Source organism: Leptospira limi (assembly GCF_026151395.1).
GTDB lineage: Bacteria > Spirochaetota > Leptospiria > Leptospirales > Leptospiraceae > Leptospira_A > Leptospira_A limi.
The window spans coordinates 69,091-86,127 of the sequence record NZ_JAMQPV010000001.1; the positions used below are offsets into that span (position 1 = coordinate 69,091).

General features: G+C 40.1%; 11 protein-coding genes. 4 read left to right on the top strand and 7 right to left on the bottom strand.

All coding sequences use genetic code 11. The features are described from left to right. Positions 1 to 65: 65 nt before the first annotated feature. Positions 66 to 1,019 (bottom strand): ribosome small subunit-dependent GTPase A, encoded by a 954-nt coding sequence (gene rsgA, locus ND812_RS00320; RefSeq protein WP_265373768.1) that lies wholly within the window; start codon positions 1,017 to 1,019, stop codon positions 66 to 68. 49 nt (positions 1,020 to 1,068) lie between these two features. Between rsgA and ND812_RS00325 the strand changes: the two genes are divergently transcribed. Then, positions 1,069 to 2,895, top strand: coding sequence for an ATP-binding protein (locus ND812_RS00325; RefSeq protein ID WP_265373769.1), 1,827 nt, complete (start codon positions 1,069 to 1,071; stop codon positions 2,893 to 2,895). Positions 2,896 to 2,899: 4 nt separating this feature from the next. On the opposite strand, the gene ND812_RS00330 is transcribed toward ND812_RS00325, so the two are convergent. Then, positions 2,900 to 3,988 (bottom strand): acyl-CoA desaturase, encoded by a 1,089-nt coding sequence (locus tag ND812_RS00330; protein WP_265373770.1) that lies wholly within the window; start codon positions 3,986 to 3,988, stop codon positions 2,900 to 2,902. Between the two features lie 56 nt (positions 3,989 to 4,044). Between ND812_RS00330 and ND812_RS00335 the strand changes: the two genes are divergently transcribed. Beyond that, positions 4,045 to 5,172 carry an LBF_2804 family protein gene (locus ND812_RS00335; protein WP_265373771.1) on the top strand — a complete coding sequence of 376 codons (1,128 nt, stop codon included), beginning with the start codon at positions 4,045 to 4,047 and terminating at the stop codon, positions 5,170 to 5,172. Between the two features lie 49 nt (positions 5,173 to 5,221). Next, the gene (tpx, locus tag ND812_RS00340; protein ID WP_108960817.1) at positions 5,222 to 5,737 is read left to right on the top strand and encodes a thiol peroxidase; all 516 of its coding nucleotides are present in this window, start codon (positions 5,222 to 5,224) and stop codon (positions 5,735 to 5,737) included. Here tpx and ND812_RS00345 read toward each other — a convergent pair. The 3 genes from ND812_RS00345 to ND812_RS00355 all read right to left on the bottom strand — a co-directional run bounded on the left by ND812_RS00345 (position 5,721) and on the right by ND812_RS00355 (position 10,387). Further along, positions 5,721 to 8,030, bottom strand: coding sequence for an ATP-binding protein (locus ND812_RS00345; protein WP_265373772.1), 2,310 nt, complete (start codon positions 8,028 to 8,030; stop codon positions 5,721 to 5,723). The genes tpx and ND812_RS00345 overlap by 17 nt on opposite strands. Next, positions 8,027 to 9,118: a metallophosphoesterase family protein gene (locus tag ND812_RS00350; protein WP_265373773.1), complete on the bottom strand. Its 1,092-nt coding sequence runs from the start codon at positions 9,116 to 9,118 to the stop codon at positions 8,027 to 8,029. The genes ND812_RS00345 and ND812_RS00350 overlap by 4 nt, the downstream gene beginning before the upstream one ends. A 75-nt stretch (positions 9,119 to 9,193) precedes the next feature. After that, entirely contained in the window at positions 9,194 to 10,387 is a 1,194-nt protein-coding gene (locus ND812_RS00355; protein WP_265373774.1) for a CaiB/BaiF CoA transferase family protein, read from the bottom strand. 78 nt (positions 10,388 to 10,465) lie between these two features. Here ND812_RS00355 and ND812_RS00360 point away from each other — a divergent pair, with 78 nt between their 5' ends. Further along, the gene (locus ND812_RS00360; protein ID WP_265373775.1) at positions 10,466 to 14,725 is read left to right on the top strand and encodes a beta strand repeat-containing protein; all 4,260 of its coding nucleotides are present in this window, start codon (positions 10,466 to 10,468) and stop codon (positions 14,723 to 14,725) included. Between the two features lie 57 nt (positions 14,726 to 14,782). Here the strand turns inward: ND812_RS00360 and ND812_RS00365 are convergent, their stop codons facing one another. Both ND812_RS00365 and ND812_RS00370 read right to left on the bottom strand, forming a co-directional pair. Continuing rightward, the gene (locus tag ND812_RS00365) at positions 14,783 to 16,624 is read right to left on the bottom strand and encodes a sulfatase (RefSeq protein WP_265373776.1); all 1,842 of its coding nucleotides are present in this window, start codon (positions 16,622 to 16,624) and stop codon (positions 14,783 to 14,785) included. Then, positions 16,621 to 17,010: a DMT family transporter gene (locus ND812_RS00370; protein WP_265373777.1), complete on the bottom strand. Its 390-nt coding sequence runs from the start codon at positions 17,008 to 17,010 to the stop codon at positions 16,621 to 16,623. The genes ND812_RS00365 and ND812_RS00370 overlap by 4 nt, the downstream gene beginning before the upstream one ends. Positions 17,011 to 17,037: the final 27 nt, after the last annotated feature.

The following is a 17,037-nucleotide window of genomic DNA, read 5'->3' on the forward strand; positions in this document are numbered from 1 at the left end:
ATTCCTTCCTCCGGAAATAACATTCTTAAAATAGATAACAACTGAAGCCTTGGCAACTCTTTTCCCTAATATCTTTTTGTGACAGCTTTTGACCAATGGTCCCTGCGGGTCACACGGTAGGGGTTCTCCAAACTTTCGATCATGGATTCGAGGCTCTTTTTTCGGGTTTCGTCCATGGTTTCATTCATGTATTTACGCATTGGACACTCAGAACCCAGTTCACAGCAATAAATTTCCTGACAACTTTCCTTAACTTTGCGTAATTCAGGAAAACTCTCCCAAAGTTCGTTTGGAGTGAGGTGTAAAATCCCCCATTCTTTGACGCCTGGGGAGTCGATGAGGACGGTATTACCCTCCAAAAAGAGAGCAAAGGAATTGGTGGTGGTGTGTTTTCCTTTTTTTGTAGAACCACTTACCAAATTGGTTCGTTGGACGGTTTTTTGGTGGAGGTGGTTCATGAGCGTGGATTTGCCCACACCTGAGTTTCCACAGAGGAACGTACGTTTGCCTTTAATTTTTTCCCATAGAGGTAGGATCGATTCTTCCGAAAGTAGGGATACACTCATGACATCATAACCTAACTCTCTATAGTAGGTTTCTCTATCTGTAATCTCTTCTTCAGAAACAAGATCCTTTTTTGTAAAAATGATCAGAGGTGGAATTTCTGTATGGTAGGAAGCTGCAAGAAGCCTGTCAATAAACCCTGGTTTTGTTTCTGGGTCTTTACAAGAAGCAAGGATGGCCAATTGGTCTAAGTTGGCACATAACACATGACTGTCGCCTTTATCACTTTTGCGAGTGAGGTAGTTTTTACGTTCCAATCGTTCTGAGATGACCCACTCTTCCCCCGACGATTTTTCAGCAAGGATCATGTCACCCACCACGAAGGGATGGCGTTCGTTTGAATTTTTGAGGCGAAGTTTTCCTTTGAGTACAGCTAGGGCATAAGAAGTGGCCTCTGAATAAATTTCATAATAGGCACCAAAGATACGAGCGATTGTAAATAGTTCTTTACCCAAGTGGATTCAACACCAAAATATTCTAGTTCGTACATTGTATACAATCGACATGCAAATACAAGTTTTCTTTCGTTCTTCCATCATTCTCTTATCCACTTTTGGTTGGTTTGCCTGTGCTTACGGATTAGGCATTTTACAAGCGGCTACATTTTTGGTATTTGGATGTTTTGGGTTGGGGTTACTTACTGTATCCCTCTTCCTCTTTCCCCTTGTTAAAAACGAAAGACCAACAGAACAAAAACCGAAAAAACGAGATGAGTTGGTGCAAAATCTTTTTGCCCTCGAAAAATTCAAAGAAGAACTGATCTCTTTTAATGACCCAGACCAAATCAGTGAAACCATTAGCCAATTTTTAGCTTCTAAAATTCCTGCAGAGTTTGTGCAAGTGTATACATGGGATGAAAAGGAAGGCCAATTTAGACCAAGGCCTTTCCTAACATCCAAAGACCACCAACATTCTGACTTACCATCCATTCCGGTCTTCAATCCATTTTTGCTTTGGTTATCAGAACGAGAAGGGATTCATATCAAAGAAAACTTTATGCAATTTGTTTCCCCAAGCCATGAAAAAATCGCGAAAGAAGCATTACATTTTTTTAAAGACACCCATTCGGAGTTGGTAGCAACCCTTTCGATTAAGTCAAGTTTGGTGGGTTTTATATTACTTGGAAAACATAAAGAAGGGAAAATTTACGATTTAGAAGAAATTGAAATCATTTTAGATATCCTTTCGGTTTCACTCATGTCCCTTTCCAATTCAATGATTTACCAACAGTTGCTAAACTTAACTGAAACCTTGGAAGCAAAGGTAAGAGAAAGAACAAAGGAGTTAGAAGAAACACAAGCTCATCTTGTCCAATCGGAAAAAATGGCATCTCTTGGGGTGATGGTAGCAGGAATTGCTCATGAAATCAACACACCAGCTGCCGTCATCAATGGTGCAGCAGACAATTTGGATGCCAATTTAGTTTTCGTCTTATCCCACTTAGGTGACATCACCCACCTCATCCAAAATCCTGATTTTCGTTCTTTGTATTTGGATATCTTATTCAGTTTTGTCAAAGAAGATCCTAGTTCCAAAATTGATCCAAAAGACAAATTCAAACTCAAAAAAGAAACCAAACTCAAATTCATCCAAGATGGAATGCCGGAAAACGATGCTACTGATCTTGCAACCTTTCTCATCGATCACCACCTCATGCATATGCAAGAAGAATTATTACGTATTTGGAAATCAGGTGGAAAAGAAACTTTTGAGATGTTAAAGAATACATTAAGCCTACAACGTAATATCAAAAATATCAAATATGCAATTCGTAATATTGTGAGGATCGTGAAGGCTTTAAAATACTATTCCCATCTAGGCCAAAATTCATACGAAGTATCAGACATACATGAAGGACTTGAAAACACACTTGTGATCATGCAAAACCAAATCAAACATGGTGTGGAAATTGAACGAAATTACGGAACCATTCCTCCTGTTCGGTGTAATTTGGATGAGCTCAACCAAGTATGGACAAATCTCATCACCAATGCCATCCATGCGATGAAAAAAACAGAACACCCAAAACTCATTATTTCTTCCAGAAGGATTGGAGAAGAATATGTGATGGTTAGTTTTGAAGACAATGGATCAGGGATCCCCACTGAAATTAAAGACAAAATTTGGGATCCATTTTTTACAACAAAAGACCAAGGCGAAGGAACAGGTCTTGGGCTTGGGATTGTGAAAGGAATCATCGAAAAACACAAAGGTAGGATTGAAGTGGAATCGTCCCCCGGTAGAACATTATTTATGGTCTACTTACCGTTAGTGGGTCCAGGTGATGTGCCAAATCTCCCTAAAGAAATCTTTAGGGAGGTGAGAGGGTAAGTTATTACGAAAAAAGAGGACGACTTAAGAGTTTTTCCCAATTTTCCTTTGTGGTTTCAAAGTTCTTTTTGGAAAGTCCTGCTTCGGTTTCATTCGCGGTTTGTTTTGCTTTGGACCATTTTTGGTATTCTGTGATGGCCGTTTCTCTGAGATGAGCCAATTGTTCTGACCAAGTTTTTAACTTTTCTTCACCAAGATTCGCATACTGGTGTAAAGTTTCCTTTTCTTTGATAAACATCGTTTTTTGTAAGATCTTTTCTTCAGAAACTTTTTTCAAATTGTAAGTGAGTCCAAAAAAAGAAAGGAATTTGATCATCCATTTGGATGGATCATAATCATACCAACGGATTCCATTGCGGTAGTCCATTTGGAATTCGTGGTGGAAGTTGTGGTATCCTTCACCAAACGTAAAAAAGGCGATAATCCAATTGTCACGGGCTGTTTGTTCTTTGGAAAATGTTCTTTCTCCCCAAACATGGCAAGCACTATTGATAAAGAAGGTAAATTGGTGAACCACAAACAAACGTAAAAACCCAGCGACAAAAAATCCTTCTAAAAAGGATCCCCATAACATGGTGATAAGACCTGGCAGGATAAAACACATAAAGATTGAAATCGAATAAAAATGTTTGTGTTGCCAAACCAGAAGTGGATCGTTCATCAAATCTTGAATCCCTTGTCCTACATACTTTCGTTTGCGAAATAACCAACCAATATGAGCATACCAAAAACCTTTTTTAATGGAGTATGGGTCTTTGTCAGTATCCACAAATTTATGATGGATACGATGGTCTTCACTCCACTCTAAAGCCGTAGATTGAAACGCGGCCGCTCCAAATAATAATAACAAAAGTTTTATGGGAGATTTGGCTTCGTAGGCTTTGTGAGAAAAAAGTCTGTGGTAACCGACTGTAATCCCCATACCTGTTGCAAAAAAATAAAACAAAAAGAGTGCCCAAGTTCCTAAATGAATGGATTCATAAAGATACACATAGAGGGTTCCGAAAATACCAACGAGTGGTGATGTGAGTAAAAAAATCGTGGTCACCCAATCGATTGGGTTTTTGACTTTGATTTCAGCTTGTGTCGTCATAGAAAATTCCTGTTCCATGGAGTAGGAGCCCAGAATCCGATTCCGGTTGCAAAAAAATGAGTACAGAACGTTACAAACCTGGAATTTTAGAACAATGGGGGCGCCGAGTTCTCATTTCCTTGCGTACTCTTACGAAAGAACAGAAGTCCGAGGGAGAGAAAGGTTTTTCGAATGTTTCGAAACGGCTCCTCTTTTGGGGGAGTTTTTGGTCCTTTTGGATTGGATTTTTTCCTTCCATACTCTTTGTGTACCTTTCTGTATATTTACCTCCTATTTCTTTCGAATCCTTCTCCAAGGTTTCGTATGAAGGTCTCTTTTGGTTTGTATCTTTACTCACCATCGTGACCGTGATTGAGTTTTACCTCTTGTTTCGATTGGGGTTTTATCTTTCTTACCAGATGGCAAAAGCAGCTGATGTGGAACTTGCAGACGAACCCGAACTCATCACACCGATTCCTGGGATGATGGCACGACTTGTTTTGGAAATCCCTGACCCAAGGATCCGTTTGTATGGAATTGATCCTTATAAACATTTAAACGAGAGGGCCTTGTTCTTTCGTACATTACTCTACAAAAGTAAGGTATTCCTTTCCAATATCTTCGCAAAACTGATGTTAAAAGTAATATTGGGTAGGACAAGTTTACGGTTTCTCATTGAATACATCTCAGGTCCCATCACAGGGATTTGGGATGCTGTCACCACCTACATGATTCTTTTTGAACTCCGAAAACGGATCATCACACGAAAATTAGCAGATTCCATTTTACTCCAAATCAAAGCAAAAAACCGAAATCCAAAACTCATTGAATCGGTGTTACGTTCTGTGGCCCTTTCCATCGTCTATACCAAAACCTTCCATCCCAATTTTGAATACCTACTTTTTGGGTTACTTGGGCTTTTGCCCAAAAGAGCAAATTTACAAAACCTGGATGATTGGGAACATTTTGTTTTGTCGTTACAAGGTCTTACAACAGAAGAGAAAAAATGGCCAGTATCTGTCTTTGCCATATGTGCTTCCTTTGATGGAAAATTAAATGCAGAAGAATTAAATGCCTTTGTCGGCCTCAGTGAACACTCACCTTCTTGGATTTTGGAACGTGTGCGTTTTTTAAGTGCGACCATCCAAAAAGGAGAACTAACAGAATCTTTTCTTTGGATGGAAAAAATCCTTCCAAAAGAATGAAAGACCTAAGAGACTCATGTTTTAGTCTAATAGAAACATAGGAGAAAATATGGCTCAAGTAACACTCAAAGGAAATCCTGTACCTCTCGAAGGATCCATCCCAAAACCAGGAGACAAAGCTCCCGATTTTAAAGTCGCCAAACAAGATTTAAGTGATATATCCTTAAAAGATTTAGCAGGAAAGGTAAAAATCCTCGTAGCAGTACCGAGCCTTGATACTCCTGTTTGTGCTATCGAAACTAAAAAGTTCAATGAAAAAGTTGCAAAAGAAAATGGAATCACAACTCTCATTATTTCTGGTGACCTTCCATTTGCGATGAAACGTTTTTGTTCCACAGAAGGCATTGATTCAGACAACCTGATCACTGGTTCTCAGTTTAAGGATTTTTCGTTTTCCAAAAACTACGGAACCCATATCTCTGGTGGTCCACTTGCTGGTCTTTCTGCTAGAGCCGTATTCGTTGTGGATAAAAACGATGTCGTTCGGTATACGGAACTTGTTCCTGAAATCGGAAGTGAACCAAATTATGACACCGTTCTTGCAGAAGCTAAGAAACTGGTTTAATTAAAGAATGGATCTGGCAGGGAAGTTTCCACTTTTCTGCCAATCCTTTGATTGTCGTAACCAAATCCTCATCAAAACTAAAAAACACCACTTTCCATTCCTCACCTGCATTCAAAATACATTGTAAGGTATATTCCAAAGCGGCATTTCGCCGAACATTGTCCATATGACGAAACGGTTCGTCTAACAATAAATAGGGGAGATTGTATTGAGTTCCTATCCGGAATGCATATTCCAAACGTAATACATAGGATATTTGTTCACGAGTTCCTGTAGACAATTGGCCAAATCCCATTTTACCTTCGTTTGCCTCTGTTTCTACTTGGATTTCATCTGAAAATCCATCCCATTTGATTTGTTTTGTAGGAAGAGATCCTTTGATGGCATCCATTCTATGTTGTAAAGAACGAACAAGAGAAGACATTTTGTCCGTACTCTCCGCTTCCATTTCTGAAAAGAGTTCAATGAGCACTTCGAAGGCTTGGTAATTCTTTTCGAGTTCTGCTTTTTTCTTTTCTTTTGTCTCAAGAGTTTTTTTAGAACTCTCCCATTCCTTTTGGGCAGGAACCATTTGGGATTCCAATACTGCTTTTCCAGTCTCTAATTTTTTTTCTAACTCTACAATCCTTTGTTCCAAATGGCGAATGGTTTCTGATCGTTCTTGGATGACCGACTCTAACCTTTGTTTGTTTGTGCGATCTTCGAGTTCAAACCCTTTTCCAATTCCTTTTTTCTCCCAGTCAGCAATTTTATCTTTGAGTTTGAGTTTGAGAGTTTCGGTATCAGTGGTTCCCCATTTTTTTCCTTCTAAACGAAGGTTGTCTTCTAAGGTTTTGATTTTGTCCTGTTTGAGGCGTGTTTCCACCAAACGTTCGCTCAGTTCCGACAAAGACTTCACTCCCAAGGATTGGTAGAGTTTGGTTAGAGAAGTTTCCAATTCCTCTAATTCCAGTTTTTCTTTTTTGGAATGGTTTTGTAAGGAATCTATGTCGGACTCAAGTTTTGTGATCTGTTCCTTGAGTGATTGTTGTTCTAACTTTTGTTTTGTGTATTCCCGATCATATCTTTGGAAAGCCATTTGCAGGGAATCTAAGTGTAAAGAATCTGGTTTCCATTCGCCTAGTGTTTTTGTTTCCATCTCAATGGCAATTCGCCTCACCATTTCGTTCCATTTGGATTCGTCTTTTTCCAAACGGGTATCTTTCATCTTTGTTCCAAAAAACAAAGTGAGTCCTAAAAAGAGAATAAGTGGTAGATACATCCCAAAACCGTAGTCAGTGAATAAAACAGCAATCAGAGAAATGAGGACTCCTACTAAGGAACCAAACGCCAAATTCCTGTTTGTTGGATTCCAAGTGACAACGGAAACAACAGGAAAATCTTGTTGGAATTTGTTCACCGATTGTTTCCAAGTTTCAAAGGATGGGTAATAAGATTCAAGTGATTGGAATTTGGTTTCGGATAGGGTTTTGGAAGTTTTTATGGATTCGATTTTCGATTCCAAAGATCCGATTTGTTCTTTTAGTAAGGAAATTTTTTGTTTTTTGGAGCGAATGGATTCTTCAAGTTCTTTTGCTTTTTTTTCCGCATCCACTTGGATTCCAGCCACCTCTCCTTTGTTAGTTGATATAAACATTTCCCATTGTAGGATTTGTTGGTACACGCGGTCTGCTTCCGAGTGGAGTTCTTTTTCTTTTAACTCTTCGAATTGTTTTTGGAGATTTGTTCGTTCGATTGTCAATGCTTCTACTTCGGATTTTTTGGATTGTCGTTCCAATTCCCAAGTAGGTAGTTCGGCAAATTGATTTGCGATTTGGGTTAGAGTTCGCTCACTCAGATCAAACTTTTGTTTGGCGGATTCTAATTCAGAAAGTGTAGCCATCCAGTCTTTGGCAACTTTTCGTACACCAGTTTTTGCCACTTGTTGTTCAGCCATTTCCTTTAAGTGAGTTGGATTATAACCACTATCAAAGATGGATTGTTCAATGACTTGGATGAGTTCTTTTTCGGATCCCACATCCATATTCCCTTCTCGGATCACAAGGGAGTTTAAGTATAAATTTTGAGAGAGTGATTGTTTGGACACACCCAAATCGGATTTTCGATTGGCCTGGTATCTGGCATTGAGGATGGTTCCATACTTTGTACTACCTACCACTTTGACAAGGGCTGATACAAACGCGTCTAAGATGGTAGTTTTTCCTGATTCATTGGGACCTGTAAACACGGTGATCCGTTCGATGGGAAATTCTTTTGAGGAAAAAATTCCGAAGTTTTCTAATTTCAGTTTCACTTTACTTTTCCTCCATCTAAAATAAAACGAATGCCTGTTACGCGAGTATGTCTCCACAAACTCGGATCCATTTGGCTTTTTCGTTCATTCATTTTATCTAAAAATTGTTTGATGAACTCGTTTTCTGAAATGTGTTGGATGACAACAATTTGAGATTCATCGGGATCAAATTCACAAATTCTAAATTTTGATTTCCATTCCTGAAGGATGGTTTCTTGGAATTTTTGTTTTCCTTCCATCGAATCCACATACCCAACAAACCGAAAACAAATCCAATCATTGGGATTTGTATTTTGTAAGTATTCTTCTGGGCTAAACTCTGGATTTCCATCTGTATCCAGACTCACAATGATTTCGCGGTATTCTCCAGCTGATAACCAAGGGACAAATTCTGTATGAAGTTTTCCTTGTTTGACTTCGAGTAAAATTCCACCTCTTGGTCCCACTTCCCCTTTTCTCCAAACGCGAGATGAACCCGCATAACCAACATTACAGTTTCCGACATTGCCAAATCGATGTTTATGCAAATGGCCAATTGCCAAATAATCCAATTCTAAGGTTTGTAGTAAATTGGGGTCTAAGTAGGATCCACCTTCTTCCTCTTCTTCTTGTAGGCCGGTGAAACTCATACCTGATACTGTCCCATGGGCAAGACCAATGCGTATTTGTGTTTTTTTTCTTGGAGGGGGGTTGAGTAAAATTTCGGAATAGTTTTCTTGGTGGGGGATGGCTACAAACTCGATTCCATTTTCTTCGAATAATGTAAAAGGGAGTTGGTCGAGTACAATGACTTTTTTGGACCAATCATAGGCGGAATATGTGTTTTGGTTTCCCTTTTTTTCTAAGACCTCATGGTTACCTGGTAAAAAATAAACAAGTCCAGAATAAGTTGAGACAACTTTTAAAAACCCAGACCGTAAGGTTTCCAGGTCTGGAAATGTATTAAAAACATCCCCACAAAAAAGTACTCGTTCACAAGCTTTTGTTTCTGCTGTTTCAAAAATTTCTTTGAGGACTGCGAGAGAATACGATTCTTCTTCTTTTGAGGCTGAGGAAAGGTGGAGGTCTGATACTTGTAAGTACTTCATATACATTTGTTTCAGGGAGAGTATACCTCCCCCCTAGGACAAAGTACAGAAGTTCGATTAAAAAAGCAAGACCCGTTAAATGACTCTGTCTTTTTTGAATCCTGAAATCGTGTCTTTGGAAAATCCCAACTGGGTGAGAATTTCCTCTGTGTGTTCCCCATGTTCTGGTGGATCATTCCGGTACACAAACGGAGTTTCTGAAAAATGAAAGGGAGAACCAAATTGTAAAATAGGTCCATACTTTGGATGATTCCTCTCGAGTACCATCCCTCTTTCTTTCATATGAGGGTCCTGTGAAACTTCTTTCATATTCAAAATAGGAGACAAACAAGCATCTGTATTATCAAAAATAGGTTGTAAGTCAGCATAAGTTTTGGATTTAAAATAATCGGTTAACTTTTGTTTAATGACAGGAATATTTTCCTCGGTCATTGGATACTCTTTTGTTAACGTATCCAAACCAGCCGCACGTAAAAAAGTTTGGAAAAACATATCTTCCAAAGCACCAAGTGCTACATACCTACCTTCTTTGGTTTCATACACATTATAGTTTGGTAATTTACCAGAAAGGATATCGTTTCCAGCTTCTGGAGATTCACCTGATGCGGACAAAATCCCACCATACAAAGAGATGAATTGAACCGATGCATCCGTCATCGAGATATCAATCCTTTGGCCTATGCCTGTTTTTTCTCGGTAGTAGAGGGCAGCAAGGATGGCAGATAATGCAGTGAGTGTCCCGCCACCCACATCAGCCATTTGGAAACCCGCTGGTCTTGGAGGATTTCCTGTTTGGTCAAGGACACCTGAGATCGCTAAGTAGTTGAGATCATGCCCAGCAAAGTCTACGTACTTACCACTTGTGCCGTAACCAGAAATGCCACAGTAAATTAGCCGTGGGAATTTTTCTTTTAAGACATCATAACCAATTCCCATCTTATCCATACCATCTGGTCGAAACCCTTCTAAGAGGATGTCCGCATCTTCTAATAATTTGAATAAAATCTCTTTTGCTTGTTCTCGTTTTAAATTAAGCGTGATCGCCTTTTTATTTCGATTGAGCATCATAAAGAGTGCAGGGTATCCTGTTTTCCCTTTGAACATGGCACGTGATCCATCATAGGCACGAGGGTTTTCAATTTTGATCACTTCTGCTCCCATATCCGCAAGGTGTTGCGAACAGAGTGGTCCTGGAAGGAGTAATGATAAATCGACTACCTTCACTCCAGCGAGTGGTCCTTTTGCATTTGGGTTTGAATTTTGTTTCATTTGGTTTTATTGCATTTCCTAGAAATTTTTTTCTGATTTCGGGCTTTTTTCTCGTAGAATAGAGAGGGAGAACCCTAAATGGGATTCAGAAGAGGACAATTCGGTTTCGTGTTCAAACAAAGGTTCTCGCATGCCTACCTCTTCCTCCTATTTTTCCTTTTCTCCTGCCAATCGGTAACTTCTGTTAATCTCCAGATGTTGTTCGGTTCCTTTTTTGTTTCAGCGTCCGGACAAGGTTCTGTAATTTATGAAGCCCCGAATTTTTTATTCACGAGTGAAAATGGAAAACAAGCAGAATTCGTACTTCGTTTGAACATTGAACCGAACAGTTCAGTGAGAATTGGCCCCATTACAATCTCTGATCCAACCGAAGGTGTTTTATTATCAGATACTTTTATCGATTTTAATGAAGACAATTGGGACTCACCGCATACAGTTCGTTTGGCGGGAGTTGACGATCTTTTGTCAGATGGGAACCAAAATTACCGAGTACAATTAGGAAGTATCTTAACCTCCGACATTCGTTTTTCCACCCAAGCACTGCCCGTCCTACTCGTTGTGAACACTGACAATGAATCTTCAGGTGTGGCCGCAAGTCCTGTCTTTGGCCTACTCACATCAGAAACTGGCGAAACTGGCCGTATTTCTTATGTTTTGCAAACAAGGCCGATGCAAGATGTTTACATTCGTAATTTTATTTCCAATGATACAACGGAAGCTACTGTTGAATCTGTTGAACTTGTATTTACACCTAATAACTGGGATGTGCCCCAATCGGTAACTGTCACGGGTGTTGACGACTTTAGTGTGGATGATAGTACGTTTCAGATTTCGGCTGACCCAACCATTTCCTTTGACCCAGCTTACATGGGTAAACCTGTCCCCCTCATCACGGGAACCAATGTGGATGATGATATCGCTGGATTTACAGTTGTAAACTTGTCAGGTCTCACAACAACGGAAGCAGGAGGTGCTGTCACCTTCGGAGTGGTATTAAATACACTTCCCACCCATGCAGTCACCATTCCCTCCATTGTTGCTACACCCGGGACGGAAGGCACCGCAAGTCCTAGTTCCCTTACCTTTGCTCCATCGGAATGGTTCACTCCCAAAATCATTACTGTCACTGGTGTTGATGAATTCATAGTGGATGGTTCACGAACAGTCTCCATCGTTTCCAGCGCGGCAACATCAACCGACACAGATTACAATGGTTTGGCGGGACCGGTGTTTCCTTCGGTAACAAATACCGACAATGATGTTCCAGGATTTGTTCTCACTTCACCAGGAGGATTGACGATTTCAGAAAATGGTGGGATTTTAAATTTTGCCATTCGCCTTTCCTCACAACCTCCTCCTGGATTCACAGTTACACTAACAGGCATTAACGAAAACAATACCATAACCAATGTAAATACAAATACATTGGTGTTTACAAATGCGAATTGGAACATTGACCAAACGGTCCAAATCACTACCAATAATAATTCTATCGATGAAGATACAAGGACAGTGACTTTACAATTTGGATCTGTCGATACAGGTGGAACAGCAGATCCTGTGTATAACAGCATCACTCCCCCGGCACAAGTGAGTATTTCTGTCACTGACGATGATACTGCGGGTATCACAGTCACTCCAGTTGGTGGGCTTGTGGTACATGAAAATGGAACTCCCTTTACCGAAACGTTTACAGTCGTATTAAATTCACAACCCACACAAACGGTAAATCTCTCTTCCATCACTTCTAGTAACACTTCAGAAATCACGGTCTCACCATCTTCCTTATCCTTTACCACCGCCAATTGGAATACACCACAAACTGTCACCATTACTTCTGTGTTAGATGGTGTAGATGATGGGGATCAAAATGTAAACATCAACTTTAGTAATGCGAGTTCTACAGATCCCAAATACAATTCGATGGCCATTCCAGCCGTTACAGCCATCAATACAGATAGTAATGAGCCTCTGGTTCGCATCCAAAATCTATCGGCATCTTCCATCACAGAAAACGGAACATCCACCATCACATTTGAAATTCGATTGTCTTTAAAACCCAATTCCAATGTGACCATTGGACCTATCATGTCTTCCGATGGAACGGAAGCTGTATTACTCAATAGTACATCGGGCGTGGCGGCTTCTCGCACATTAACCTTTACACCCACCAATTCGCAAGCCGCTAGTTATACGGGGAATACAAGTCAAAGTGGATGGGATGTACCACAAACCATTACCATTCGATCGGTCAGTGACTCGTTTGATGATGGAGATATACCCGTTACCATTCAGATCCCTCAAGCAAATGGATCGTATTTTACGGGGCTTTATCCAACAGGTGCAGTTCCTGGTTATACTGATACAAACGGAAATTTGGTGGTGACCATCACAGACAATGATACAAAGGGATTTACTTTTTCTGCAACTACACTAAATCTCACGGAAGGAGATCCAGATGCCACATTTACTGTACGACTCAATGCAGCTCCTTGTGATACACCTAGTAATTTGGCAAACTGTACAAGTGGATCTGTTACCATTCCCATTACAGCCGAAACCTTTTCCTTACCTGATTCCACGCAGTATACAGTTTCACCATCAAGTTTAACGTTTACACATTTAAATTATGCATCACCCCAAACGGTCACGATTTCAGTTGTGAATGATGCCATCAATGAATCCAATACCAGGACCCATACACTCACGTTAGGTGCCATATCTGGATCTGGAACCGATTATGAAGGAATGAATCCAAATGATGTTACCATCAATATCACAGACAATGATAACCCTTCTCCAAAAATTCTTTTTACCTTAGATACAGGCCAACCATACTTCACTACCGAGTCTGGATTTTCTACCTTTTATAGTTTACGACTTGGGAGCCGACCCATTCCAGGAAATTCAGTGACTGTCACCTTAACCTCTTCCGATAACACAGAAGGAATGATCAGTGACAGCGGAACTCCCGTTAGCTCCAAACAATATGTTTTTACCGATGCCAATTGGAGTACATCCGTTCCCGTTGAAATTTTGGGAGTCTCAGATGCCTTAAGTGATGGAAATGTAAATTATTCAATCACAGTTTCAGGAACCGAAACTGGATCCTTTCCTTCCTGGTATGACAGTTTTTTATCAAGTATGGGAACTACGGCAAGTCTTGTGAATTATAGTGTTTCGGAAAATCCAGTGACAGTCATCACACCGCAAGTCATGGTGCGTGCTGAAAATGCTGCCTCCTTTTCTATATATATTTTACTCAGCCAAGCACCAACAGATGATGTGACCATTCCCGTTTCTCTTTCTTCCAGTTTTCCTTGTACTTTGTTTACAGGACCCACTGTTTCTCAATTTTCTGTTTCCACGAACCTCGTGACCATCACAAGTGCCAATTGGAATTCCATTGGTGCCCATAATACGATTACAATCACACCCTTTGATGATTCAGTAGATGATGGAAACGTATCTTGTCCCATCATCATAGGTGTACTTTCTTCCAGTGATGGATTTTACAATACTGTAAATCCTTATCCATCCGCAAACTACCCCGAACTTACGTTAAACGACAATGACACAGCAGGTGTCACCACTTCTGGATTTTCCCCAGCGTCAGTCATCACTTCCCAATCTGGGGCCGGTTCTCAGTTTTACATCCATCTAAATTCACAACCCACAGCCGATGTTACCATCAACTTCTCAACAGCACCTGGTGGACTTGTCCAATTTCCAACGGCACCACTTACCTTCACACCTTCCAATTTTGGAACGGGACAACTGGTCACAATCCTTGGGTTAGACACGGCAGATGTTTTGGATGTGAATTATAACATCACTCCTCAACTCACTTCGAGTGAATCAGGAACTGGGTTTTCGCCTTCCACCATTTATAGCGCACTTACACCTTCATCCATTCCAGGTGTACATTTGTACAATCTATATGATATCATTCCATGCACAGACCCAAATCCAATGGTGGCCTGCGGAACCTCTCCCAATGCCCAAGGAGGACTTGTCACATCACCTAACTTAATCACTACGGAAGCCGGTGGCCAATCTCGTTTCCAAGTGCGTTTGCGAGCAAGGCCCACATCGAATGTCACGATCGGTGTATCCAGTTCGAATGTTGCTGAAGGGACAACGTCTGTACCAAATTTGACCTTTACTTCCAGTGATTGGAATACCTTTCAAAATGTTGTGATCACAGGTGTAGATGATGCGCTTGTCGATGGGAATGTATTGTATTCGATTTTATTTGGATCATTAACGGGAGGTGGGTCTGGATTCAATGCTGAGTCCTTCCCAAACCTATCTGTCACAAACCAGGACAATGACTAAGTAGATTCTCTTCGATCCAAACAGAATCAAGAGGGCGTATTGATGATTCTCTAAGGACTATTGGACATAGCCTTGTTTTTTTAAGATATCCAAAGCATCCGTTCCTAACTCTTGTTTACTTTCGTAGGATTTTTTTTGCCCACCTTCTTTCCAAAAATGGACCTTGGTTTCAGGATGAATGATGGGACGAATGGATTGTGATTCGTATAACAGATCACAGTCTTTGGAACAAGCAGACATGGACACTCCAAAATACCCAACATGAATGTCCGATTTCGGGACTTGTTTTTTTCCGAACCAAACTTGGAACTCAGGAAAACTCACATCAGGATACACTTCAAAACTGATTTGAAAAGGTTGTGAATCTTTGGTGTGGATGTTAACCAGTTTTCCTTTCTCTTCTACAACCACAGTGTTTGGGAATTTTGCCAACCGCAGGATTCCACTTTGAACCTTGATTTGGATCTCTGTATCTTTTTCCAATGGGTTTGGTCGAATCCAAAGGTGGTACAAAGGGAGTTTTGGTTCCATGGATCGAATTTGTTTCCAAAACCTTTGGATTTTTTTTTCTAATTTTGCATCTAACTTAAGTTCACCGATATTTTCCATTTGGTTGATACGAATGGGACTAATTTGGTTCGGATCTTTTGTTGTATCGAAATACAAATAAAATTCATTCCCCACTGAACCTTGCCAAAATTTCCCCAATTCATGGAACCTGTAAGACCTTTGTAATAAAAATTCCTTTCCTTCCCCATACCCTTGTGTAAACCGAGTTTCCCCATAATAGGTTCGTTTGGTGGTCTCTGTCCCTTCGATGATCGGACGAAGTGACAAACCATGGATGGAATTGGGAATGGGAAGTTCCGCATAATCCAGGATTGTCGGGTACAAATCAATGGACCTTGTCATCTCCTTCACTGTTTTTTGTTTTACGGTATGAGGGAGTTTGATGAGCAGTGGGACATGGATATTCTCTAAAAATAAATCTTGTCCATGGCCATAATAGGTATTGGTTCCAGTAAAGGGAGAGATAGCGTGCGAAGCATGCATCACTTCCCCGTGATCGGCCGTGATGAGAATCAGTGAGTTGTCCCAAAGGTTTTTAGTTTTGAGATCGGCAAACACCTTACCCAACTCTTCATCCACAAAGGCAACTTCTCCCAAATAGTTTAACTTCCGTTCGTCGAGCGATTCACTTGTTTTGATACGATTGGTAAATCCCAAAGGAGGTGTATAGGGTTTGTGAGGGTCATTGTAATTTAAAAATAAAAAGAAAGGTTTTTCTTGGGTGGAAACTTCTTCCAATACTTCCATTGTTTTTTTGGTTATTTTTTTTGTGTCTTCACTGTAGTTCGAAAAATCATATAAAGAATCAAACCCAACTTCCACACCTAACCCAAATTTATCGGTCAAAAAAGGATTATTCCCAACCATCACCGTATTGTATTGGAATTCTTTTAAAAGCTTGGGCAAAGGTTTTTTCTCGGAACGATAAAAGGCTTCCACTTCGGATTTGGTGGTTGGGTAATCCCAAAAATTCACAGGATTGGCTGATGCATATTTCCCAGTAAAAAAAACTAAGGTGGAAGGTCTCGTCCAAGCAGCATTTACAAGATGAAAATCAAATTGGATTCCTTCTTTTGCAAACAAATCTAAGTTAGGTGTAACATTATATTGCCCAATAATATCACCCCGAAGGCTATCAATCACAATCCAAATGACATTTGGTTTGGAATCTGCGTGTTTACCACCTTCCTCAACCAGAAGGTTTTTTTCTGGTCTGGCAGATTCTTTTTGACAGACACAAAGGAGGGAAAGTAGGAGAAATAAAAAAAGTTTTAAGAGAAAGGAAGGAAAAAACGAATCAAAAGAAGTACGAATGAATTTTGAGCTCAAGAGTTAACGTCAAACATCTGCAAGGCGGTTAGCCATACACCCACTAAAATAAAAGAAATCCCGAGCCACTGTGTAAAATTCAATCGTTCTTTAAAAAAAACAGAAGAAGCAATGAGAACAATGATAAATCCACTGGAAGTAAACACAGGATACGCCAAGGATAACTTCAATCCCTTACCCAAAACATAACGATAACCTAACAACGCCAATCCGAAGCTTGCAAGTCCAGCGATAAAATAAGGATTAAATACAGTAAACACAAGATTCCAAAACCCTTCTCCAGGTGTGACTTGTTTGTCTTGCATAGAAGATGTTTTGATTAAAATATTCGCCAATGCATTGAAGAATACAGCTATACAGAAGAAGAGGATGACTTGGAATTGCATGGGATAGAGACAAAATCCGATGCAAAT